Annotated in this window: 25 protein-coding genes and 1 pseudogene; 7 read left to right on the top strand and 19 right to left on the bottom strand. The window is 46.4% G+C overall.

Features of this window, described 5'->3' with window-relative positions; genetic code table 11:
• Window positions 1–73: 73 nt before the first annotated feature.
• The 19 genes and pseudogenes from LGZ99_RS19935 to LGZ99_RS19850 all read right to left on the bottom strand — a co-directional run.
• Window positions 74–1,093: pseudogene (locus LGZ99_RS19935) on the bottom strand (ArdC family protein); the annotation flags it as partial.
• A gap of 3 nt (window positions 1,094–1,096) precedes the next feature.
• The gene (locus LGZ99_RS19930; protein WP_015505607.1) at window positions 1,097–1,249 is read right to left on the bottom strand and encodes a hypothetical protein; all 153 of its coding nucleotides are present in this window, start codon (window positions 1,247–1,249) and stop codon (window positions 1,097–1,099) included.
• A gap of 63 nt (window positions 1,250–1,312) precedes the next feature.
• Window positions 1,313–4,012: an LPD7 domain-containing protein gene (locus LGZ99_RS19925; protein ID WP_248402836.1), complete on the bottom strand. Its 2,700-nt coding sequence runs from the start codon at window positions 4,010–4,012 to the stop codon at window positions 1,313–1,315.
• Between the two features lie 14 nt (window positions 4,013–4,026).
• Complete coding sequence (locus LGZ99_RS19920) at window positions 4,027–5,955, bottom strand: type IV secretory system conjugative DNA transfer family protein (protein WP_036983226.1); 1,929 nt, start codon at window positions 5,953–5,955, stop codon at window positions 4,027–4,029.
• The gene (virB11, locus tag LGZ99_RS19915) at window positions 5,918–6,955 is read right to left on the bottom strand and encodes a P-type DNA transfer ATPase VirB11 (RefSeq protein ID WP_000172959.1); all 1,038 of its coding nucleotides are present in this window, start codon (window positions 6,953–6,955) and stop codon (window positions 5,918–5,920) included. Before virB11 ends, LGZ99_RS19920 begins: the two co-directional genes overlap by 38 nt.
• Window positions 6,933–8,120 carry a type IV secretion system protein VirB10 gene (virB10, locus tag LGZ99_RS19910; RefSeq protein WP_021265621.1) on the bottom strand — a complete coding sequence of 396 codons (1,188 nt, stop codon included), beginning with the start codon at window positions 8,118–8,120 and terminating at the stop codon, window positions 6,933–6,935. The genes virB11 and virB10 overlap by 23 nt, the downstream gene beginning before the upstream one ends.
• Window positions 8,120–8,941 carry a P-type conjugative transfer protein VirB9 gene (gene virB9 / locus LGZ99_RS19905; protein WP_063407024.1) on the bottom strand — a complete coding sequence of 274 codons (822 nt, stop codon included), beginning with the start codon at window positions 8,939–8,941 and terminating at the stop codon, window positions 8,120–8,122. Before virB9 ends, virB10 begins: the two co-directional genes overlap by 1 nt.
• A 2-nt stretch (window positions 8,942–8,943) precedes the next feature.
• Window positions 8,944–9,702 (bottom strand): VirB8 family type IV secretion system protein, encoded by a 759-nt coding sequence (locus LGZ99_RS19900; protein ID WP_015505602.1) that lies wholly within the window; start codon window positions 9,700–9,702, stop codon window positions 8,944–8,946.
• Window positions 9,692–9,910, bottom strand: coding sequence for a hypothetical protein (locus tag LGZ99_RS19895; RefSeq protein ID WP_000748928.1), 219 nt, complete (start codon window positions 9,908–9,910; stop codon window positions 9,692–9,694). The genes LGZ99_RS19900 and LGZ99_RS19895 overlap by 11 nt, the downstream gene beginning before the upstream one ends.
• Window positions 9,911–10,051: 141 nt before the next feature.
• A complete protein-coding gene (locus LGZ99_RS19890) occupies window positions 10,052–11,065 on the bottom strand; it encodes a TrbL/VirB6 family protein (protein ID WP_029741800.1) in 1,014 nt (337 codons plus the stop codon).
• Between the two features lie 15 nt (window positions 11,066–11,080).
• Window positions 11,081–11,329, bottom strand: coding sequence for an EexN family lipoprotein (locus tag LGZ99_RS19885; RefSeq protein ID WP_000466217.1), 249 nt, complete (start codon window positions 11,327–11,329; stop codon window positions 11,081–11,083).
• A gap of 8 nt (window positions 11,330–11,337) precedes the next feature.
• On the bottom strand, window positions 11,338–11,997 hold the full coding sequence (locus LGZ99_RS19880) for a TrbJ/VirB5 family protein (RefSeq protein ID WP_262979497.1): 660 nt from the start codon (window positions 11,995–11,997) through the stop codon (window positions 11,338–11,340).
• 6 nt (window positions 11,998–12,003) lie between these two features.
• The gene (locus LGZ99_RS19875; protein ID WP_262979496.1) at window positions 12,004–14,454 is read right to left on the bottom strand and encodes a VirB4 family type IV secretion/conjugal transfer ATPase; all 2,451 of its coding nucleotides are present in this window, start codon (window positions 14,452–14,454) and stop codon (window positions 12,004–12,006) included.
• Entirely contained in the window at window positions 14,451–14,768 is a 318-nt protein-coding gene (locus LGZ99_RS24915; RefSeq protein ID WP_000146200.1) for a VirB3 family type IV secretion system protein, read from the bottom strand. The genes LGZ99_RS19875 and LGZ99_RS24915 overlap by 4 nt, the downstream gene beginning before the upstream one ends.
• Window positions 14,769–14,778: 10 nt before the next feature.
• On the bottom strand, window positions 14,779–15,087 hold the full coding sequence (locus LGZ99_RS19870; protein ID WP_000024420.1) for a TrbC/VirB2 family protein: 309 nt from the start codon (window positions 15,085–15,087) through the stop codon (window positions 14,779–14,781).
• Window positions 15,088–15,094: 7 nt separating this feature from the next.
• The gene (locus LGZ99_RS19865; RefSeq protein WP_072204770.1) at window positions 15,095–15,349 is read right to left on the bottom strand and encodes a hypothetical protein; all 255 of its coding nucleotides are present in this window, start codon (window positions 15,347–15,349) and stop codon (window positions 15,095–15,097) included.
• Window positions 15,350–15,486: 137 nt separating this feature from the next.
• Window positions 15,487–17,469: a type I DNA topoisomerase gene (topA, locus tag LGZ99_RS19860; RefSeq protein ID WP_036983237.1), complete on the bottom strand. Its 1,983-nt coding sequence runs from the start codon at window positions 17,467–17,469 to the stop codon at window positions 15,487–15,489.
• Entirely contained in the window at window positions 17,466–18,212 is a 747-nt protein-coding gene (locus tag LGZ99_RS19855) for a cell wall hydrolase (RefSeq protein WP_262979495.1), read from the bottom strand. Before LGZ99_RS19855 ends, topA begins: the two co-directional genes overlap by 4 nt.
• A 33-nt stretch (window positions 18,213–18,245) precedes the next feature.
• A complete protein-coding gene (locus tag LGZ99_RS19850; RefSeq protein ID WP_001098859.1) occupies window positions 18,246–18,554 on the bottom strand; it encodes a TrbM/KikA/MpfK family conjugal transfer protein in 309 nt (102 codons plus the stop codon).
• Between the two features lie 185 nt (window positions 18,555–18,739).
• Here LGZ99_RS19850 and LGZ99_RS19845 point away from each other — a divergent pair, with 185 nt between their 5' ends.
• From LGZ99_RS19845 to LGZ99_RS19815, 7 genes are all read left to right on the top strand, one after another.
• On the top strand, window positions 18,740–19,111 hold the full coding sequence (locus LGZ99_RS19845) for a hypothetical protein (protein ID WP_201525670.1): 372 nt from the start codon (window positions 18,740–18,742) through the stop codon (window positions 19,109–19,111).
• A gap of 153 nt (window positions 19,112–19,264) precedes the next feature.
• Window positions 19,265–19,525 carry a helix-turn-helix domain-containing protein gene (locus LGZ99_RS19840; protein WP_058661448.1) on the top strand — a complete coding sequence of 87 codons (261 nt, stop codon included), beginning with the start codon at window positions 19,265–19,267 and terminating at the stop codon, window positions 19,523–19,525.
• A 292-nt stretch (window positions 19,526–19,817) separates the two neighbouring features.
• A complete protein-coding gene (locus LGZ99_RS19835; RefSeq protein WP_015505594.1) occupies window positions 19,818–20,132 on the top strand; it encodes a HigA family addiction module antitoxin in 315 nt (104 codons plus the stop codon).
• Between the two features lie 182 nt (window positions 20,133–20,314).
• On the top strand, window positions 20,315–21,667 hold the full coding sequence (locus LGZ99_RS19830; protein ID WP_058661450.1) for a hypothetical protein: 1,353 nt from the start codon (window positions 20,315–20,317) through the stop codon (window positions 21,665–21,667).
• A gap of 204 nt (window positions 21,668–21,871) precedes the next feature.
• Window positions 21,872–22,099 (top strand): hypothetical protein, encoded by a 228-nt coding sequence (locus LGZ99_RS19825; RefSeq protein ID WP_015505621.1) that lies wholly within the window; start codon window positions 21,872–21,874, stop codon window positions 22,097–22,099.
• Between the two features lie 29 nt (window positions 22,100–22,128).
• Window positions 22,129–22,449 (top strand): type II toxin-antitoxin system RelE/ParE family toxin, encoded by a 321-nt coding sequence (locus LGZ99_RS19820; RefSeq protein WP_024211443.1) that lies wholly within the window; start codon window positions 22,129–22,131, stop codon window positions 22,447–22,449.
• A complete protein-coding gene (locus LGZ99_RS19815; protein WP_015505619.1) occupies window positions 22,439–22,723 on the top strand; it encodes a helix-turn-helix domain-containing protein in 285 nt (94 codons plus the stop codon). Before LGZ99_RS19820 ends, LGZ99_RS19815 begins: the two co-directional genes overlap by 11 nt.
• Window positions 22,724–22,768 lie beyond the last annotated feature (45 nt).

Here is a 22,768-nt window from a genome sequence, read left to right as displayed (position 1 = left end):
TTATTTTTATTTCCGTATCTGGTTTTTCGTGGGTAAGTCTGGACTGTATCTTTTCCATGAATTTAGCCCGATCTTCTGCGTTGTTAAAACGCTCTGCAAGCTTCTCAGCGAGTTTTAAAGGCAATGCGCTATCATTCCCCTCTTTTGGGGCTGTATCGCTTTCTGGTGCGTTTTGAGGGGCTTCCTGCGCCTTTTCTTTCTCATGGCTCAAAAGGTAGGAACTAATAGCTTCAGCGTCTTTTGCTGCCCTCAGTATTTCTTTGGGATCATCCTTTAGAACCTTCACCCAGCTTTTAACGTAAGCGGCGTGTTGTCCGGGGGCATGGCCTATTTGCAATTCATCGCCAATCATCAAAGAGGCTATTTCAGCTCTCAGTTCTTCCTTTGCGTAGGACTCAGAACCAAATCGCCCGGTTAAATCTCTATCCAGACGGCTTTTGTGTCCGGTTGAATGGCCAGCTTCATGCAATGCAGTGGCATAGTAATTATCGGCGCTGGGGAATTGGCTACGTTCCGGGAGGTGTATCGAATCTGTAGAAGGGCGGTAAAATGCGCCATCAGCTTGATCATGCTTGATAGGTACGCTCATGGCCTGCAAGATATTTTCGGCTCGTTCATGGCGTTCCCAATCGGGTTTTGTTGCCTTAACTTCTAATGGCGGTAAGCCTTGAATCTGTTCCGCGTTAAATACCACTGCGGAAAAGACTTTTGGGCGATCAAGTTTCACGGTAATCATTTTTTTCTTACCGTTATCATCCAGTACCGGTTTCCCTTTATCGTCGAGCTTGGGGATTGTGTCGGTAAACTTCCAGTATTGAACCAGCGTACCTTTTTCGCCCTTTTGAACCTGCGCATTCACGCTTTGGGCTTGCTTATACGTCATCCAGCGGGGATCTGTACGCTGTTGCATAGCCAGCCATAGGGCGTTGGCTCCCTTGTAACGAGTACCGCTAACCGGGTTATGCGGCATTCTGCTTGAACCCGGTTCCCATGGTTTTTGCCATGGCGCGGTTCCTTCCTCAAGCTGTTTGATCAGACGATCAGCAATTTCTTCATAGAATGGTTTCTTCTCTTTGTCGTCACCTCTGGCCATCGGTTAACCCTCCTGCTCGTCTTCTATATCAATCGCCTCTCTTGCATCAGCTTCAGATAAGGCGCTTTCTTCAAATGCGCCTAACTCTTCAGCTTCTTGGCGGCTCATCTCAATTTCACGGCCCGGTATATTCAGATCCAGTATTTTATTGTTCATGCCTATTACCCTATAAAAAAGCCCGGAGCTAAAAGCGTCCGGGCCATGGTAGTTAACGATAAATCAGCGTTCCAGTTCGGTATCTTTAACCCGCGGGTTATCGACCGTTTGAACCTCTTTGATTTTCAGTTCTGGCCCTTTTTCGCCACTGGCCACTTTATCCGCTAGTTTGTCACGGACGCGGCTCATAAAGCGTTCTTTGTCGTCAGCGTTCATTGATTGAGATACTTTCTCAGCCAGTTTAACCGCTGTAATTTCGTTTACTAAATCGGGATGTTCTTTAACTATTTCTCGCGCTGGGCGTTCCTGATCACGAATGGCATCAGCTTTAACCTGCCAGCTATTACGGAACGTATTGATAGTTTCCTTTTTGACTACTTTGCCCGTTTCGTCTTTAACATCTTTTTCAACGGTAACAGCTTTGCGGCCAAGGTTTTCTAACTCAACATGATCACCCGGTTGAGCTTCACTCTCGGCCATGGCACGTTGTAAATCAACACCCCATGTTGTGCTTTGCTTACCATCGGCGTTTTCCAGCGTTACATAGTAATTATCTTTGTTGTCTTTCTTATGTTCATAAGGGGCCGCGCCATGCTCTACCAACTTACCGGCCAGCTTGTTAACCTTTTCTTCAGCTTCAACTTTAGCACCCTCATTTTTGCCTTGTGCCGTACTGCTTGACTCAGTGGTGCCGGTTTTGGATGTAGGGGCTTCGGATTGATTTTTTGACGTTGTACCGGAAGGGGCAGAAGGTGACGTTTTCACGTTATCAGCAACTTCACGCGCTTCAACTTCGTTAATGTTGCGCTCACCGGCTACTTTTTTCAGCCGTGCTAAATCCTCTTCTTTTGGCTTGTAGCCATGGGCGGTTAGTCCTCTGGCCGTAGCCTGTAACCATGCTTCACGCCGAAAATCTTCAGTACCTTTTACTTGGATCTCAGTCCAGCCACGTGCTTCAGCAATATCAATCATGGAACCGGCTACTTGGCTATTGCTCAGTTTGGTTTGAAGCTTCGCGCCTTTGTCCACAAAGGCCAGTGAGTCCGGGCGATTTTGGAAATAATATTTACCTTCAACCTCAATATAAGACTTGGCCACTCTATCTGGCACTACAGGTTTATAAGAGCTGTCTTCGAAATAATCCTGATCTTGCGACTGGCGTTTAAAAACTGGCTCTTCAGCGTCAGGCTCTACTTGCTTGAACTCTTCGCGTTTACGGCCCTCGCGTTCATCGTCTTCAGCTAACATATCCGCAGTAGAAACACGTGATGATGATAACCATGCTCTTACATCATCATCAGCCGTTTGGGCCTTTTCCTGTTCTATATGTGGCTCGATGCTGTTTTCTACATCATCGTTCTGTTCGGCAGCGGCCACAGGAGCTGGCGCGGCGTTCTGTTCGGCAGCGGCTACAGGAACTGGCGCGGCGTTCTGTTCACCGTAATACTGATCCATATACTCCGCATACTCATCCTCTTCAGATTGATACGGCTCTAAATCTATAGAGGAATGATTCACATTAAGGGCAGCGTCCATTTCCCTTTCAAAATTTTCAGTAATCACCGGGCCTGTATTTATTGCCTCATGTTCTTTATCAGCCATTGTTTCAGCCTTATGAGTATGTTCAGTAATGATTCCTTCAACCTGATCGCGAACGGCATCAAGCCCGCGTGATTGGTGAAGGTCGTTAAAGTCAGTTAAACCGCGTTCTTTTTCTTCAGCGGTAAACGCCGGTACGGTGAAAACACCATTTGCGATAGTGGCCGCTTCTTCAGCTTTGGCCATCCCTTTGTTAACGGCATTTTTGCGGTCGTCGTCGCCAAGCACAACATGCAAGCTATCCGGGTATTTATCTTTAAGCTTGTCGGCAACTTTAGGCAGGTTTCCCGCGTCAACGGTCATTACTACCGGGCGATTGGTGGCTTCGCTAATACTGGCCGCCGTTGAGTAACCTTCAGCATAGAGAACCGGCTCGCCGTTTTTCAGTTCACCACCAACAACAAAAAAATTACCGGTTTTCTGGCCGTTCTTCTTCAGCGACTTGAACCCATTGGCGCTGATACGTTGCAGGGTACGAACTTCGCCTTCTTCGTTGACCAGTGGAATAACCACCCGGTTTTTCTTATCAGCCTTAACGCCGGGGAATGCCTTTACACCCTTATTAACCAAATATTCTTGGCTACCGTCAGCAACCGGCATCGCGTTATATACTTGGCCAGATCTCCGGGCGTTGTGCGCATACTGTCGTTGTAAGGCATTCTCTCTATCAATGCGGTTTTGGGCCGCAATAGCACGTAAATGGGCTTGGGCTTCGGCGTCAACTTGCTGGCCAGTCGATACCCATTTAACGGGCTGGTCATGGATTCGGTGATCCTGATACCACCCAGCCGGAACGCCGTCTAAATAGCCCGCATAAACCCCGGTCTTTTCGCCTTTTTTATCGTCAGCCGTTCTGACTCGGTGCTTTTTACCATCCATCACCGGCAGGCCATCCAGTTCAAAGCCTGCTTCAGCTAACGTAGCGCCAAATTCAGCAGCCGGATTATTATCCTGCACTGGATTACCTTTATGCTGATCTGGTAGCCATTTGCTTAACTTGCTCAGGTCTGCACCCGGTTTAGCAAACCAGTGTTTCGCTTCCTCATCGAAGCCTAAAGCGTTTTCGCCGTTCTCTAACTTGCCAGCCGCTTTTTTAGCTTCATTCCTTTCCTCAAAACTGACGATAAGGACGGTGTTCTTAGTTGCTAAGTTTGGTTCATTCATAGTGAATTACTCCTTTAAGCAGCTTCTAAGCCAGAGAAAAATTGATTAACTATGTCGTCCATCGCATCATCGGTAATATCCCCTTTAGGGATTTCAACCTTTGAAAAATCACAACTAAAATCATCAAGATTCAGCTTGTCGATATTTTCAATATCAGCAACGGTAACAGCACGTTCCACAACTTCGGTTTTTGTCTCTTCAGCCTGTTCAACCCGGTTGCTCATAAAGGAAACTTCACCTTTTGGCCTGTTGGCTGGGTCAATAATTGTCACTTCCGGGGAAGGGAATTTAACGCCATCACGGCCATTACCTCTGGCTTCAAAAGTGGGGTCTTTATACCAAGTAATTTTAGAGCATTGGATCGGAGGGCAATCCTCTAACAGAATAATTTCTTTGCTTTTTCCCATCTGTTTAAGTTCTTGAGGCATTAACAGCGCGCGGCCAGTTTCGCTGGTATTTTCTGAACCGCTTGCCCTCCCAATAGTAGAACGGCTGCGGGATCTGGCTTTCACTGTTTTAGTACCAAGAGACTCTGAAACTTCTTTGGCAATTTTAAGATTCTTTGGCGCAAAAACTATTTGTAACGCATGGTTATCAATAAATGTTTCCGCTGCATCATGGCCATAGGTTTCGCGTAACTGCGCGGGGCTTTGGATTATTGGCAGCATTCGCAAGCCATAACCCGCAACATAGCTAATGCCTTTTGACAGAATGTTAACTTTGCCCATGGCCGTGAACTCATCCATTAACATCAATACCTGATATTTAAGGTCGGGATTTTGCTCCGGCAGTTCCCGCGTGTTCAGGTCTATGACTTGCTGGAAAAATAAGTTAATCAGCGGGGCCAAACGTTCTAAATCGTCCGGTGTAATGCCAACATAGATAGACATGCGGCGCTTACGCAGTTCACGCAAATCAAAGTCATTACCACTGGTTACGGCATCGATCACCGGGTTATAGAAAAGTTCTAACGCCGAAGTAAAACCTTTACGGACAGAACCACGTGTTTTATCTGGCGTATCTAAATATTCTTTTAGAGCTAAGTAACATTCATCTGATAAAGGGGTTTCAGATTCTTGTCTGGCTTCGACAATTTCAGCCAGACGTTCATCACCCATGGTTAACTGGCGAAGGGCTTCACCCATTGTTACCGGCAGCTCTTCCGTCTCGATGAGGTAAAGCACCATACCTAACCAAAGAGAACGGGCCGATGATTGCCAAATTGGCGCTTCATTCTCAATCTTGGGAAACAACATCTGACCAATTTTCTGAATGTCGTTAATGCGAAAATTGGGATCGTCAGAAATATAAAAGAGTGGGTTCCAGCGGTGCGAACGGTAATCCCTTGGCGCAAGATTTAACAAAAAACAGTCTTGGCCATGACGAGAGCGAAAGCCGGAAGTTATATCCCAGTTTTCCTGTTTTATATCCAGAACTACAACGCTATCACGCCATGAAAGAAGGTTAGGGACTACGATACTAACCCCCTTGCCTGAACGAGTTGGCGCGGCCATCAAAACGTGTTGAGAACCGGAAAATACAAGGTACTGCATGAAAAGGCCCATAAAGCCTTTTTTTACGCCGACGATAATACCATCATCACTGAATAAACCAGCCTCGCGGATCTCACGACTGTTAGCCCAGCGAGCGTTACCATGCAACGGGGTTTTCTTCGGCAGAAGTGGCAGCAAGCAAGGCAACGCGGTAATAATTAAACCGCCAACTAAAGACCCCATCAGCCATAGCTTAGTTTTAGGTATATCACCGTAATAGTACCAATATTGGTATAGCGTCAGGGGAGTAGCATCTTTGGCCTCGTATCCATTACCGGCCATGAATATAGCCCCGCCAATCCAAGCCGCTACCGCCAAAAAGATAAGCGGCAAGCTAATCAGCAGCAGGATTTTAAGCCACCAAAATATTTTGTTTGAACTCTGGCTCATAATAGATCTCCGAAATATATCGACGGCCTTGATGGTTTTGGAATTGAACAATAATGTCGATGCAACTAAACAGAAGCTGTTTAATATCTTCACGTGACATTGTTCCGCCGCTTTGGCTTTCCTTAATGAACAAAACAAGCTGTTCTATGGCCATTCGTGGGTTAGTGCCGTGCATAGACGTTATAGATCCCGGATGGCCACTGTTAACGTTACGCAGGTAATAGAAAGCCTCATCGCCACGTATCAACTCGGCAACAAACACACGATCTGGTTTCATGCGAAGAGAACTTTCTAAAAGGTGCTGCTGGGTCACATCAGCAATACCTTGGCCACCGGCGCTGTAAAACAGAGGCACAACGTTTTTATGTGTTTGGTATAGCTTCAGCTCGTCTACGTTCTCGATGGTGATCAGTCTTTCATCATCGGGTACAAGCTGGAGCAATGAACGCATGAACGTTGTTTTACCTGAACCAGTAGCGCCGGAAACGATAATATTCTGGCGATGTTTAATCGCCAGCGTGAGGAACTCTTTAAAGCGTCTGGCGTTCTTCAGCTCAATAAGTTCTCGCTCAAAGTCACGCAGCCCTACAGCGTCCGTTACGATGTGATCGAATGCACCGTCACGCTCGTAATCATCCAACGTTCTGATCACGTCAGAGGGTTTACGGATAGTCAGGCTGTAACGGTCGCTCAGTGTCGCCGGTGGCCGCACAATCTGGATACGTTCGCCGTAGGGTAATGTTGCGGAAACAATCGGCTTACGCTCGTCAAATGACTGGCCAGAATAAGTGGCCGTAAGCTTTGATATGTCAGCGCAAGCAGCAAAATCTAACTTTGGTACGTTATGAAACTGCCACCCTTTCCGGCCTTCAGTAATTACCTCTCCGGGTTTATTAACCACCACTTCAGTAACCCCGTCTTCGTTTAAAAAGGGCTGGAGTACCCGAAGGTACTCCAAAAGTGATGAACCTTTAGCATTAGTAGGCTGCTTTAAGGTCATACACCCCCCTGAAGTCGAGATCGCGAGCTACAAAGATAGAAATATTGTCACCCTGATTTTTGGTTAACGTTGGCGGTATGTTGATTGAGTTTTCCAGCGCAATGCTCGCTGAATCTCGCGCTGTTTGCGCGGTATCACCAAAGTTGTATTGGTTGCCATTGCTGCCATTGTTGGCGCTATTAGCCCCGTAGGTAATGAGGCCATCAACCGTGGTCAACATAATGGCGCTACCGAACCGCTCCCAAAAGTGCGTATCAACGAAGCCATCAAGACCAGAGCGGCCGAGGGCATCAGTACCCGGTGAATCCAGTTTGACCAACACCCCTTTAGGCGTTTCTATACGAGTCCAGAGAACGAAAATCCGCGCCTGTCCTCTCTTTATGCCGCCTTGATACTGGCCAACAATTTTTGAACCCTTTTCCAGTAGCAAAACTTTCTTGTCTGTACTGTAGACATCATCAGTTAAACGGCAGGCGGTCATTCCGGGAACATCACTACTAATAGCCGTTTCCAGCGCACAATTAAGGAAAGTGCCTTGTGTGATAAAGTAACTTCTGTCTACTAAGAGGCTTGCCCTGCTACCGCTAACCTCAGTACCTTTAAGCCGGTTAGAAAGACTATCAGCGCGGTCAGTTTCAGATAGTGAGCTATTACCCTCCTGTACCTCACCGGCCATTTGAACGGGCTGGCCATTACCTGCTTTTTGTCCGGGCTGTTGAGGTTTAGAAATACTGCCAAACGCCAGAATAGAGCTTGCCCGCTTGCGTTCGTCTGGTGTCTGTTCATGCTTCCCATTGCCACCAGTTCCTGAAGCTGAAGACGGCGGCGGCGGGGCTATTTGCCCTGTATTCAACATCCGATCTTCTTTTGGCGTCTCAGCCTTTGGTGGAGCTGGCGGCGGCGGTAAAGAAGGCGGCGGGCCAAGCCGGTTGGCTACACTGGTGTTACCGGTGAGCTTAGGCGGTTTATCTTCTTCACTACCCTTAAAGCCACCATTCACCGCTATTAACGCCAGAATAACGATAATCCCTATGATTACAGCTACGATTTTCTGACCAATACCGGAGGCTTTACCGGTTTTCCTGTTTTTGGAAATCGAGGGCATACCACGATCAGCATCTTCCTGTTCGATTTCTGTATCTAAGTCGTCGCGGTCTTTAGCCATTACTGCGCCCCTCCCTTAATTACACGCTTAACGCCGGGTGACGTTGTGCCACTGGTATTGATTAATCCATGAGGGTTGAAAGATTCGTTGTAGACGTTGGCAATATATTTGCCGTTGCGTAAAACAAACCTAGGAGCCACTTTTTCAACAATCATGGTATCCGGGTGATCGGAATCCATCGTTGGGTTCAGAAGTGTTTCAGAGCCATCAGCATGTTTAATGTAGATAGCGGGGATCGAGGTATTACCGGAAAACTTGAAGTAGGTAAAACGGCCATCATCATAAGCACGCCAAGGGGATACTTCACGAGAACCGAATACCCAATAGTTCCAGTTTGTCCAAGCGTTGGGCGCTTTTTCATTCATCCGTTCTTTCAGTCTGCGAGCATCTTCTTCAGCTACACGCCGCGCCGCTTCGTCCTGCGGATAACGGAAATTTACCTGAAAATACATATCGCCGGTTTTCTTACCAGTAGCGGATAAATCAAACGTGTATACGCGCCGGTCAGTTAAAACCGTCATGTTTGTGGTGGCTTGTTCGCCGGTTGGCTTAATGAAGATATGGTTTTCTACTGGCGCAACTTCCCAAGCGTCCGGGTCGCCCATTGCTATGTTGGTGACGTTCTCGCCGGGGGCAAATTGAATATCTGTTGAATAGCCATAATGGCCAATCAATTTAACAACTTGCTCATGGTTGTATGAAATGAACTTGACTCGTTTGTCATAAGCGCCGCCTCTTGGAACTTCAAGCGCAAACGCCGTAGAAGAAAAAATGCCGAGAACGAGAAGAACTGATAAGGTGGTTTTATTAAGCGAAAGCATAATTAACCCCCTTCCTGATCTTTACGGTAGCTAATAACCTGAAAACCAACCGGGTTTATCAGGCGATCATCCACCTTGATTGGCTCTTTACGGTAGACGAAAGAGACAGTAGCGGCCCAATGGGTTGTTGCTGGCATTTCACCGTCTTTCTTCACGGTGGCCGTGTAGCGTACTAACGCTGTATACACCGTTTCACCGAACTGATCCTTCTCGCCCTTCTCTGGTTTCACTCCACCTTTACCGTTTAGGTATGTAATGGCGGGATTGACCTTAATATCAACCTCAGTGGTTTCACCATAAATCTTGATTGGCGCGTAAGGGTTAACTTTGGGATTGGTGTAATCAGCGTACTGTTGCTGAATGGCCCCGTCTGACAACATGCCAACCTGAAGGCGATCATCTTCGCGGGTGTTCCAGTGATACCCTTCGCGGTGGCGAAGATACTTAGCCAACCAGTAACGGCTCATCACCTGTTCGGTAGTCTCATCCATGTTTTTCAGGTTGCTGATCACCTCCGTTTCGCCGGTGGTGTCATTAACGCGAACAATTGAATTTTCAATTGTTTTTAGAGGCATCATTGTAGAAATTGCAATCGCCTGAACAATTACAACACCAGTCATAGCCCAAAATGCCGACCAAGCTCTACGGGCTGATTTCTTTTCTCTGACAATCTCAGATTCATCCCAGCTTTTAGCCTCATCAAAGTAATCCTTGTCGGTTACTTTTTTTTCTTTGGCAGGGGCTGCTTTTTTATTGGCCATGCGCAAACTCCTTCAGTTGCTGAACCTGTTTCTTATTTACGTCCTTGTACTTCGAGCTGACGGCATTAATCTGTTCTTGCGTAACCATTGCCGGGTTAATCGGAACCATGCCGCGCCCATCGTCTACAGCTTCAGCCGGTGGCGGTGGCGTGAGAGTGCAAGCCCCAAGGGTGAAAGTGAGTGCGATTACTGCTAGAGATTTCTTCATTCAATCGTTCCTTATCAAGTTGCGTTGCATTGATAATCAAAATATACCATTTTGATTATCATAACGCAAAAAAATGATGAGGGGAATTTCCCCTTCATCATTCGATTTGTGCGTTTTATGTACAATAAAAAGGCTTCACTACTATCCTTGTGCGACTGAATTACCACCAAAGCGTTTTTGATAGGAGGCATAAGCCGCTTGACCACCGCGAACGGGGGAAGTCAGGGCGCGTTGAGTCGTCTTAACTTCTCGGTTAACGTTCTGCATACCGCGTTTCATTGCTGTTGGCCGTAACGCATTCATGGCAGAGCCGAACGCGCCTTGCGTGGCCATGGCCACACCGCCGCCTAATGCTGAAGCGATAGAAGGAACTTGCCTTACCACTAAAATGCAAAGCGCAAATACAAGGCATAACATCGCCGCATCCCCTAAGTTAGCCATATTGGCCGCTGCGCTTTCTGTTGGTGCCATCTTTGAAATGTAGGTGTCACCTAACGAGATCATCAGCGAACCTACCGATGCCGAAAGAATCAGCAGAATGCCAAAGTTGCATACCATCGCTAACCAAGCTTCAAAGAAACGCTGCGTGGTGTTAAATAGCAGTGCAATGATGAACAGTGGCCCAATCCCTAGCAGGATGGTTATCATGAACTTTGACAACAAGACCAAGAACGCCACAAACAACGTCAATCCACACCCAACAACCAGCACAATCAGGGCTATCAGATACAAACCGAAGTTTCCGTTCATGACCCCGCCCTTATCCCATGCAGCTTTGGCCACATTGAATATTTTGGTAAAGAGCGCATCCAGCGTGTCGGCTGTTGTTCCCGTTGTACCGGAAACCACCGCTGAAATGTGTTCCGGGCCTTTTTGTAGGACGTTAACGACCACATCCATATAAGTACCGACCGTTAAGCCCAGCGCGACAATCCCACCAATACGAATGATGCGAAAGACGCCATCGCGTACCGGTTCATCAACTTTGGCGAACATCATCAGAATGCCCCACATGGCAATCCAGACGATCATCATGCTGGTGAACAGTGGCGAGGCATAACCAATTACATTACCGACCGTATCGGTAATGTAGGTTGATAACGCCGAGTCAACGTTGGCAAAAATACGGACAAATAAGTTTGTTCCCGTACCCATAACCGCCCCCTTCCCTTACCAATTATTAATGTGGCGCAATGAGCCACTAGAGGCTTTTTGTTCCGCAGCAATGGCATTTTTACAGTTTGGCGTATTGCCAAGCTCGCCGGGGTTATCACTACAACGCTTAACGGTTTCGGCCCGTTCTGCATTGTGGTTAGAGAACCATTCAACGGAATGCGTTTCTTCTTTGTCGAAGCATCCGGTAAGCGCAAGGCTTACCAGACACACCGCGCTTATTTTTCGTGCGCACGAAAAAAACATAGTTGCCTCTACCAGTTCACATTACGCAGTGAGCCAGATGATTGAACGGCCATCTGTTTAACCTTCTGTTGGTACAACGCATCGTTTGCCTGCGCTGTTTGCTGGAGAACCTGCAACTTACCAACTTCATTTTGTAAAAAGGCTTGTTCGGCCCCAATCCGCGCGTTTAAATCCATCACTTCTTTGGGGTCGGTTGCCGTATTTACCCGGCGTACCAAACCTGATAGCTCAGTAAAACGAGATTGTGCTTGTTCAAGCGAGCGGGAAGCTTGGCCAGCATAGGTGGCGGCGTTTTTTGCTGCCGTGTCGTAAAGTTCGGCCACGTCTTCAGGAAGCTTAAAATCACTGGCTGAATTAATGCCGCTATCACGTAAAATGCTGTCGGTATTGATGCCACTCAGGGCGTCAGTGTCATATTGGGAGTTGATTACATTAGCCAACCCACGTGCGCTGGTCATGGATTCATACTGTTTAACCTGCTGTTTAAACTGGTTTTCAAGCTGTTTAATTTGCTCAACATATTTGGCCATGTCCTCAAGATGTGCTGTCCATGCTTGCGGGTCTGCAACTACACTCACAGGAACGCCAGCATAGCTAACGGCATTAAGGCTTCCTGCAATGGCCAGCACTAACGCTAATTTTTTCAGTTTCATAATTGTATTCTCCATTAATAATCAGGCAGCTACGCGCTGTTTATGGAACTCTGGCAACCAGACTTTAGGATCATCCCCTACTTGTTGCATGATGCGTTCCAATAGTTCCACGTTGTCAGCCGTTCCAGAGATAACGGCTAGTTCGTCGCTAAACCCTGCAAGGTCGAGCTTGGCGATCACTGAATTATGGCCATGCTTAATAAGGAACTGATGAGAGCCGGGGGCCATGTCGGTTTTGATTAACTGGTACTCACGTTCTGTAAGTTTGAAGCCTTTAACGTAATCATCCCAATCAGCTTTAGGGTTAGGCATAAAGACCATCGTTGCGCACTGTTCAATGATGCTGTACCCAATAGCGGATTTAAGAACGTCTTTAGCTGATTGAGTGCCAAACACCATTAACCCGTTCAATTTACGGATGGTTTTCAGGCCGTTTTGTGCAAAGTCTTCAAAATATTCATCCAACAATAATTTCCAGAACTCATCCATGAAAATCATCATTCGACGGCCATCAATAATTTGAGAAATACGATGGAACAAATACATGATTAATGGCGTTCTGATCTCGGCGTTATCAAGGAAGTCCGTAACGTCAAAACCAAACATTGTGTTATTACTAAAATCAATGTCGTCTGTTTCGTTATCGAATACCCAAGCTAATGTTCCATTGCCACACCACTTGGCCAGACGAGCGCCTACACCTTCTGGATCTGTTGGGTCCATAAAGTCAAGGCAGGCAGAGATCCGGCGTAAGTGTTTCGGCAGGCGCATAACTCCGCGAACGGTATTACTAATGTCAGTATCCTGAACGGTCGTGAAGGAACCCCCGGCACATTTTTTAACTATCTGCTCAAGGAGCTGATAAGTATCTTCGGAAGGTTCCATTTGGAACGGGTTACAGCCAGTGTGGGCACCATTCTTAAAAGGCAAATAAACGCCGCCTTCTGCTCTTACATAGATTTCTAACCCACGATCTTTATCGAAGATAATTTGAGTAGGGTTAAATTTCTTACTTTGAGCCATCAAGAAACCTTGTGTTACGGTTTTACCGGAGCCTGAAGGCCCGATAATTAACGTATTCCCTAGGGCTTTTTGTTCCTCTTTTGTTTCCTGAATGCTACCCGCCCCCTTTTCCGCTTCCAGTTGCGCTAGTTTTCTGGCCTTCTCGGCGCTTAACTCGCTATGGAAATTGAAATAATAGGGAGCGCCAGAAGTAGTTTTAAGTAGCGTTACCGATGGCCCCCACTGGTTGCCGGTTCTGCGGCCTGTTGGGTAGTTGTGAAATGAGGAAAACCCCGCAAAATTACGTGAACTTATGGGGGCTGGCCTTGCCCGGTACTTAAAGTTTCCGGGCAACATAGACCAGAAAGCAGACTCTATAGCCCAATCTTCACGCGACACGATCATGTTGCAATCGACCAGCTCGGCTTTAGCGTCAGAAAGATTTTTCTTCAGGCTTCGCGCATCTTTGGCCAGAATCGTTAGGGCTAAATGATGTTCACCGAATACAAGACGGCCTGAAGTTAAATCATCAAGTGCGTCGTCGATCTCTTCCATTTGCGTTTTGGAAAAGTCACCGGCGTTTTTCATTCGGCGTTGTGTTCTGCCTAATAATTCAGTCGCAACCGGCTTACTTAAAAAGTTGAACGACTGCGACAAAATTAACGGGAATGGCGCGGATAAGAACGCATTCATTAAGCCCGCTTCGGTGCCTTCTGGATATTCACCAATGCTCAGGACTGCGCCCACGGTGCTTTCAGTGACGCCCCTAACTTCAAAGGCATCTTCACCAAAGAACGGACGATCAAAAGGCAACGCTTCAGAGAGTACCTTGCGAGGTAAAGCGCGAGGAATCCACTCAAGATTTATCAGGTAAGATAAAAACTCTAATACTTCAGAGTTTTTTATACCCTTTCTGTCATAACACCCTAAAACCCGCGCCCCATAATGTTTTAGGCTACTGGTGACGGTGTTAACCACTTCGTGTAACCCTTCAATAGCTTCAGCCTGTATACGTTTAATAGATTCAACATTTTTTTCAAAACGCTGAAGGAGATTAACGCCGGGAATACCTGAAGGGCGATAAAGAACTGTAAGATACAGCTCGTTTACCATCATGTTATTTTTACCAACATGATTTTTGTATTTGTTATTTAGTTGTTCAGCAAAGCTACCTTCTTCAAACTCCCCGCCGGGAAATGTATTTTCTTCACGGCGAATAATGTTTGTCCAAAGAGATATATTTGGTGAGGCTATATTTTTCAACAGCCCATTAAGTTGTTCTTTCCAGTTAATCACATCTTCTGGATCTGCACTTTCATGGGCGCGGCCATCAATCTTAATTACCTGAAGATAATAGCCACTGGTAGTTTTAATGGTGTTTTCGTCAAGGTGAACAGAATAAGGGATAAACTCAGCAACAGAGTTTTCATTCACCCATTGGCGTGATTTTGTCGCAGTTGCATTACTCATTCTGGCATTTTCCTTCTTTTGCGAGTGCTAACGAGTGGTGAGGCCGTAGCCGCACCCCAATAACGCCACCCAATGGAACGGCACTTAGTTGCAAACCATAAAGATATGAGCCTGAAAAAACGGGGGTCTTTCAGGCAAATTAGGTAGCAAGCACCGTGTAAAGGAACATACAGAGGCAACAACCAAATGCTATTTGCAGCGAGAAAAATCACTCCAGTTGTAGCGATACAGAAAATTATTGCCTCGTATGTTACGCCCCACACAAGTGAGGGGCGTGTAGCACCGGCAAAGAGAACATCTTTTCCTGATGCCATGACGCTCTCCTTACTGGACTACAGCAATGATTGCGTCGGCAATAGACGCCGCACCAAATACCAGCACGATACCGCCGATAGCAAACCCAGCATTACGGGCTTGAAGACGTCCGGCCCATGCTAAGTAACCCAATACGGCGATCGCTAAGATTGCGCAAGAACGGGCAATGCCTGACGTTAAGAGATCAATTAACCACTGAAGCCCTTGGTTAATTGGATCGCCACCGGCTGCGTGAGCGAAACCCGGTAACATCATCAAACCCAACATTAGCCAAGTGGTAGAGGCAATCTGACGGGTGAAGGTTTTTACATTTGCCATGCTTTAATTACTCCATAAGTTGTAACTCAATGATCGGGACTTTCCCGTACTTACTGTTAATGTGTTTCACTAACCTGTCTAAACTCGACCACACTCGCGGCGTCTTCCTTTGTGTCTCTAATAAAAGATCTCCTCCTTTCCACGAAAGCTGTACGCGGATGCTAAATTTTCCATCTTCACCCTGTACCAGCATCATCTTCTTTACTGACTGATTCCCAAGGTTATCAATCAGTTCTGGTTCTGTTATCGTTTCGTTGTTCATGTCAATATTCTCGATTGGGGATTCCAAAGTTCGAGAACATTTTAAATGCTTTGCGCAAAAAGTCTTTTTCTTCATTCCTCCCCCACCGGCACAATCAAAATATAGCATATTGATAATCATAACACTACTTTTTGATGTTACTTTTTCTCGAAGTTTGGCTTTCCGTTCACAGCATCAAATTTTGATGAGCAACCGGGGTAGCCAGAGCAGCCGAAAAAGTCATACCCTTTTTTGCCGCCGGTGGCTGGTTTTTTACGCCGGATAAGAGGCTTTCCACAGTCAGGACATTTAAAGCCTGAAGCTTCTGGTTTGGGCTTTGGTTTCCCCGGTTTCCCTGCTGTATCTGGTAACGTGGTAGAGCAATCTGGATAACCGGAGCAGCCCCAAAAGAAGCCGGTAGCCCCTTTTTTGCGGAAAAGAGCCTTGCCGCAATTTGGACAGGGGTATTGAGGTGCAACGTCAATTTTCAGGTGGCTAAGTTCTGATTCCAGACGTTCATAAACAGAGCCAACAACGTTTTTGTAAGATGTCTGGCCATGGGCGACTTTATCCAGCTCGCCCTCCATAGCGCGTGTAAAGTCGTACTCGATAAAGCTAAAGCCGCCTTTAACCAAAGCATCAATAACTAATGCACCGGTTTCAGTAGGCAAAAGATATTTGTTTGCGCTATCCGATTTGACGTAACCACGGCGCATGATGTTTTCCATAATCGCCGCGTATGTACTTGGTCGCCCAATGCCTAACCTTTCCAGTTCTGCGATAAGTGACGCTTCAGTAAAGCGGCTGGGGGCGCGGGTTGTCTTACTTAATACCTTCCCACTTTCAGCGGTGAGGTGCTGGCCACGTTGCAAAGAAGGGATCGGGTTCTTAGGTTTCTCTTCCTTTTTGCCATCATCGGCTTCGGTATCGTCTTTAAACAACGTTGTCCATCCGGCATACGTCAACGTTCGGCCTTCAGCCTCAAACTCAACTGGTTTTTCGCCGCTATTGTCAGTAGCCCGGAAGCGGGCCACGCGAACGGCGTAGCGAGCTGATTCTAATTGACAGGCAACAGCGCGATCCCATATCAGGCGATAGAGAGCTTTTTCTTCTGGCGTACTCCCTGCTTCTTCAACGTCAAAATGTGATGGTCGTATAGCTTCATGCGCTTCTTGTGCATCACCTTTTGCTTTCCATGTGCGAGGTTTAGACGCCATAGGTAAGCCCTTTGCTTTGCAGAGTTGGTATATTTCAACCAGAGCATCATCAGAAAGGTTGGGGTTATCGGTACGCATATAAGTTATATGGCCCTGCTCATATAATTTTTGCGCGGTTGTCATTGTTGCTTTTGGCTTCATCTTTAATTTATTAGATGCCGCCTGCTGTAATGTTGAAGTGATAAAAGGCGCAGGAGGTGCTTTTGATGCGTTTTTCTCTTCATAAGAAATAACGTCAACTTCCCGGATGGCGGCTATTTCTTTAGCAAAGCCTTCATCCATGAAATATTCGCTACCTTCGGCCAAGAAAGGTTTTACATCCCATTCAGCAAACCAATCTCCTGCAAAATTAAGTCTTACGCCAAAATGGGAGGTAGGCTTAAAGTTTTGAATTGCACGTTCACGCTCAAGAATAATACGAACGGCGGGGCTTTGAACCCGGCCAGCGGATAACCCTTGTCGCCCACTCATTTCTGACAGGCGCGGCGAAACCATGTAACCAACAAGGCGATCAAGGACTCTTCGCCCTTCTTGTGAGGCTACCATAGGAATATTAATTGCCCTTGGTGACGCCAGAGCTGCTTTGATAGCGCGAGGGGTGATTTCAGCGAACGTTACCCGCTGCGGGTTCTCAAGCCGTAGCGCCTGTTTCAGATGCCATGCAATGGCTTCCCCTTCCCGGTCTAAGTCAGTTGCGAGGAAAACAGCATCACTATGCTGAACGTCCTGTTTAAGCTTGGCCAAAACCTCTTTGCCGCGCTCAGTGGCCACATACGTTGGTTTGAAGTCAGGTGCGGCAACTCCAATATCTTTTTCTGGTAAATCTCTGACATGGCCCACACTGGCGGCGACTTTCCAACCATCGCCAAGGATCTCGCGTATTTTCTTAACTTTCCCCGGAGATTCCACAATCATTAATTTCATGGCTGCACCCCTTCATTTTGATAAACGCTTTTGGATGGCGTATTTTTAGAAAATACATTCCATTCGGCGTTACTATTTTTCTGGAACTTTGCAGTTCCGTATACATCCCATTTTTTAGGCTCAGGCACAGCGGAAGCAGTTAATTGAACCGGGGAAGAGTTAGACGGGCCACCTTTATTAATACTGGCGTAGAAGGCATGATCTTTAATGATCGCTGATGGTGCGGAACCACCGAAATTAGTTAAACCTTTAGATACTTTTCCTGCTTTTTCTCTGTCAGCTACAATTGCGGGGTTCTGGAAAAATAACCCACCATTGGTAATATCAGGCAAGTGACCTTCTAACGCCAAATTGATGATGGTCTGTACTTGCGTATATTGTGAAACGGTTACGGAAGGTAACTTTTTCCAGTCACCACCAACTTTGTTAACTGGCTCAAATTGCTTAGGGCTGTTTACTACGTCCGTCACAGTCTGGCCAAACTGACCGCTAAGACGCCGGTTAATAATCGTATACACAACGCCAGCTAAACCCGAATCACCTTGATTGGCCGCTTCGGCTATGGCAACACGTGCAATAGCATCCCTGTCCTGATCGGTGAGCTGTACTTTTTGCAACTGCTCACGATACATCGCCGCTGCTGATTTACATTCTTGCTCACTAACAGGGTAAGCCTGTTCTGCTGGGCTACCTGTACCAAAAGTTAAAGCGGCGCAGGTTGCCAATATTGAAAAGAGTTCCATCACATCCCCTTAGTTTTAAACGCCATAAGAAGGTTAGAAACCCTTACGAACAGTGCCGTAGGCGCTATTTATTTTGTTAATCCAGCCTTCATCCTCACTGGTGCATTGTTGTAGAAAAGCGCCGCGAGCTTCTTTAGTTGCGCTTTTTTTGAACTTGCCCTTCTTGAATTTGACTATCGAAAAGTAATCATTAACTGCTGATTTGCACTCTGATCCGCCGTCATTGCCGGTCAGCATACCCGCGAGGCATAAAACCGCTTTACAAGGGTCTTTTGCTTGGGCTGGCATGGCAGAAATAAGAGTCAACCCCAAGGCTACAGCGATAATTTTTACCGTGTTCATGGTACTTCTCCTTAATTCATTTTTTATCAAAATTGCATCTTTCGATAATCAATATACACAATATTGATGATAATGGAAGAGTTGATTTTCCTTCGTATGCACGAAAAATAGTCGAATATTTCTTGATGGGTAGGCCATTTTGGCCTATCATTAGCGTATGGGATTTATACAAAAAGGGGATTGTGATGAGAACATTCAAAGGGTTAAGTGACCAAACCCGGAAGCCGATAAGTAACGTTGTTCCGATTCGTCCGGGTGGGGGTGTAGCTTCTAATGATGATGATAGTGGTGTTACGAAAGCTAAGTGGATCGCTGGGGCGGCGGCAAAAGGCTTAGGAAGCGTTTTGCGCTCCCTAAGCTTTCTCATTATGTTGTGGCTACGGTTGCCAGTTCGCCTGTTGTTGATTGCCACATCTGCTATGGCTTTTATTGGCGTGGTTCTCTGTCTCGTTATTTTTAGCGACCGTTCCATGGTTCCGGGCTTCATCATAATTGGCCTTGCTTCTACGGCTCTTGCTTGGCTCTATGATTTAGTTCTCACCAAGCTGACCCCGTAATACATATCATAAAAAGTAACAAAAAACGGTCTAAACATTCCTGTAGTGTGACCCTGGGTTGGCATAAAAAGGTTTGTTTGTCCAGTATTTCTAAACATAAGCACTGTAAAGTAATGCTAAACATGCCGTCAACTAATATCAGTGGCGCATGTGATGATAAATTACCGACTCAAACCCATTAGGACGCAAGCAAAGCTTTCTCAGGAGAAGCTGGGCGTTCTTGCGGGCCTAGACGAAACCACGGCCAGATCGCGTATATCTCAGTACGAAACCGGCACTTACAGACCTACCTTTGAAATGGTGTGCTCAATTGCTGCCATCCTCGATGTACCAGAGTGCTACTTCTATATTGTTGATGATGATTTTGCCGAAGAGGTTTTGCAGCTTTACAGAAGTAAAAAACGCCAGAAATAAACCTTTCGACCAAAATCAATGGCCAAATGGAAAACCTCCATTTAGTAACAAGTCAGTAACAATAAACTACCCTCTTTTCCGCATAGAAAACTGTACCTTTCACGGCTTATGTACCGCTTTTATGGCGAACCTTCTCGGCGTGGTGCCGATAAGATCCATTATGTTAAATAGAGGTCATTTCAGCTAAATTATCTCATTTTTGGATTGTGCAATCCAAAACAAAGATCAGTTTGACATGTTTACCTTATAGGTTACACTTCAATCTGTACCGTTTTGATTATCGAGGTGAAGCATGAACCAGACACAAGTATTAAGACCGGCAACGCCGGGTGACGTTCTGCTTTCTCAGTTCTTGGAACCGAACAGAATTAGCCAAACGGCGTTGGCCACCTATACCGGATGGACGAGAAAGCACGTTAATCAGCTCTGTCATGGAAAAGTGGCCATAACAATAGATTCCGCGCTCATCCTTGCAAAAGTCTTTGGTAACAATCCTGATTTTTGGCTGGATTTGCAGAAGAAAGTCGATTTATGGGATGCACTGCATTCAGAAGATCGCCGCAGCAGAATAGATAAGGCGCGCCCTTTTCAATTACTGGCGGCCTAAAAAGGTAAAACCCCGATGCTGATCCGACTTGGCGGGAAGGTCAACAAACGGGGCTTAAAATTCAAAGTTGTGTTCTAAAGCTGGCAGGCTGCAACACAACTATTATTGCCTGACATAGGCTAAGGGTTACAACACCTCTATTATAGCGGTGTTGTGCCTCTTGGCAAGTCTAAGGGGTAGACGTGGCTATATCACAACTGGCGCTTTTTAATCCAGCCGACGAAGCGGAGACTTATCACAATTCCGGGCGGCATGGTTTCTTTTCTGTACTGGCTCAGTGGCCAACGGGTAAACGCCAATCTTCTTACCCATTAAGTGAGATGGCCACCGTTCTTAGCATGGTCGATACCTCACGCGATACATGGATAACCCAAGCTGAATTTATGCGTCCTAACCGGCGTGTAGTAAACCTCTTACGTTTGGGGTTGCTTTTTGTCGATATAGATACCTACAAGATGAGTTGGGCGCAGGGTAGAACACCTGAAGCTTTGGCCGCTGCAATCAACTATTTCTGTCAACAAGAAGGCATACCAGAACCCTCCTTTATGGTCTATTCCGGGCGTGGTATTCAGGCTAAATGGCTACTTGAAGGAACCTTGCCACGTGCCGCGCTACCGCGCTGGAATGCTTGCCAAAAGCATTTAGTATCTAAGCTTTCCTCGCTAGGGGCTGATCCCGCAGCTAAAGACGCCAGCCGGGTTTTACGATTGGTTAATACGGTTAACACTAAGAGCGGCAATATTTGCCGTGTAGTAAGCGTTCTAGAACGTGATGGCGCACCAATCCGTTATAACTTCGAGTACCTTGCTGAAATGTTATTGCCGGTGGCTCGCTGGGATATTGAAAAGCAACGCCAGACAAAAGCAGAACAGAAACTTCAATTGCTGCCCGGAGGCCGACAAAGCAACCTCAGAGGTTTTAGCGGTCGTCAGCTTGCATGGGATAGGCTTGAAGATTTGCGCAAGCTGGACGAGCTGCGCGGCGGGTTAGCGGAAGGGGAAAGGATGCGTCATTTATTTTGGCGTATTAATTTTTTGCTGTTGTCCGGGGCGACAAATTCAACGCAGATGTATCACGAAGCGGCCGCACTGGCCACGGAGATCTCCCCTGCATGGTCTTACCGTTCACAAGAGTTAATGACGCTGTACAGCAAAGCAAAGCAGTATGAAGCCGGTGAGAAGGTATCTTTCGGGGGCAAGGAATTTTCACCACTCTACACGCCAAAAAATGACACTCTAATCAACCTGTTTCAAATTACAGATGAAGAGCAACGCCAGCTAAAAACTATCATTTCTAAAAATGAAGCGTTAGAGCGTAGACGCGCACGAGACAGAAAGCGTGACGAGGAACGCCGCAGAGCTGCTGGAGCCGTTGAGCGTGATGTTTACGAAGCTAATTCACTGACTAAACAGAAACCGTGGGAAGTGTTAGGAATGAGCCGCGCTAAATGGTACAGATTGGGCAAACCATCAGGCAGTGAGACAACTCCCTCCCCTATTACTTGTCATGGCCAAATGGCCGCTAAATCAGCCTAGATCTATTGAGACAAGTTACCCCCCTATTACTAATGGCGTAGCCTCTGCCCTGTTACGCCTTGATCCTTTTTCCGATCTTTCAGGATCAATACTTGTGTAGGAAGAGATCACCATCATAGCTTTTATGTTATGCATAACCCTTGAGTTATGATAGCTCACAGGTTATGATTACCCTAGTGAGTTGATGAGTCTGGAGACTATACTATGAGCTATGTTGATATTGCGCAGCGGTGGCGTACACAGAATGTTGAACATGCCAATTCAGGGATTGTGATGATTTGGGATGGTCAGGTTTATGGTTGGAAAAATTGCCTTCGTGATGCACAGCATGAGCGGCCCGGCGTAATTGCCGTTGATGTCGATGAGAACGTTTTTATTGCCGAAGGTGGGAATGATTACGATGGTGCTAAGTGTTGGGTGGCACATTCATAAATAATGGTATACGGAAAAGAGGCCGCTTTGTGTTTGAATTGATTTTTCACCCGGAAGCACAGCAGGAAATTTTGGATCTTGATAGTCCAATGCAAGGGAAAGCGTTTGCTGCACTGGATAAACTTGAGGCCCAAGGTAATCAGTTGCGTTATCCACATACGGATATTATTCAAGATGGCCTTTTTGAGTTAAGAGCGGGTAAAAAAGATATTACACGTACCTTTTTTGCTTTCGCTAAAGGGAAAAAGATATATATCTTGCGCACGTTTGTTAAAAAGACACCTAGGACGCCACCGGCAGAGATCCAATTAGCATTAAAGAGACTGGAGGAACTGACAGATGAAAGTTAAAGGTATCCCTTATGCTGAAGTGAAGGCTAAAGCCTTACAGAACCCTGATGTAATGGCCGCTTATCTTGCAGAGAAGAAAGAGGAAGAGTTACAGGAACTTTTGGCTGATCTGCGCCGCAGAGCTGGTATCAATAGTACCCAAGTCGCTGAACGTATGGGGATTACTCAGCCAGCCGTAAGTAAATTAGAAAAAAACGCCAGTAAAGCCAGTGTCACAACACTTGAACGATACGCGGCGGCCTGTGGTGCCAGTATCAAGATTGTTATGGGCTAAGTTTCCCATATAAAAATTGACCTCGCTATTAGCGGGGTTTTTTTT

The organism is Photorhabdus temperata (genome assembly GCF_025384845.1).
GTDB lineage: Bacteria > Pseudomonadota > Gammaproteobacteria > Enterobacterales > Enterobacteriaceae > Photorhabdus > Photorhabdus temperata.
This window is presented reverse-complemented; position numbering and strand designations above follow the sequence as displayed.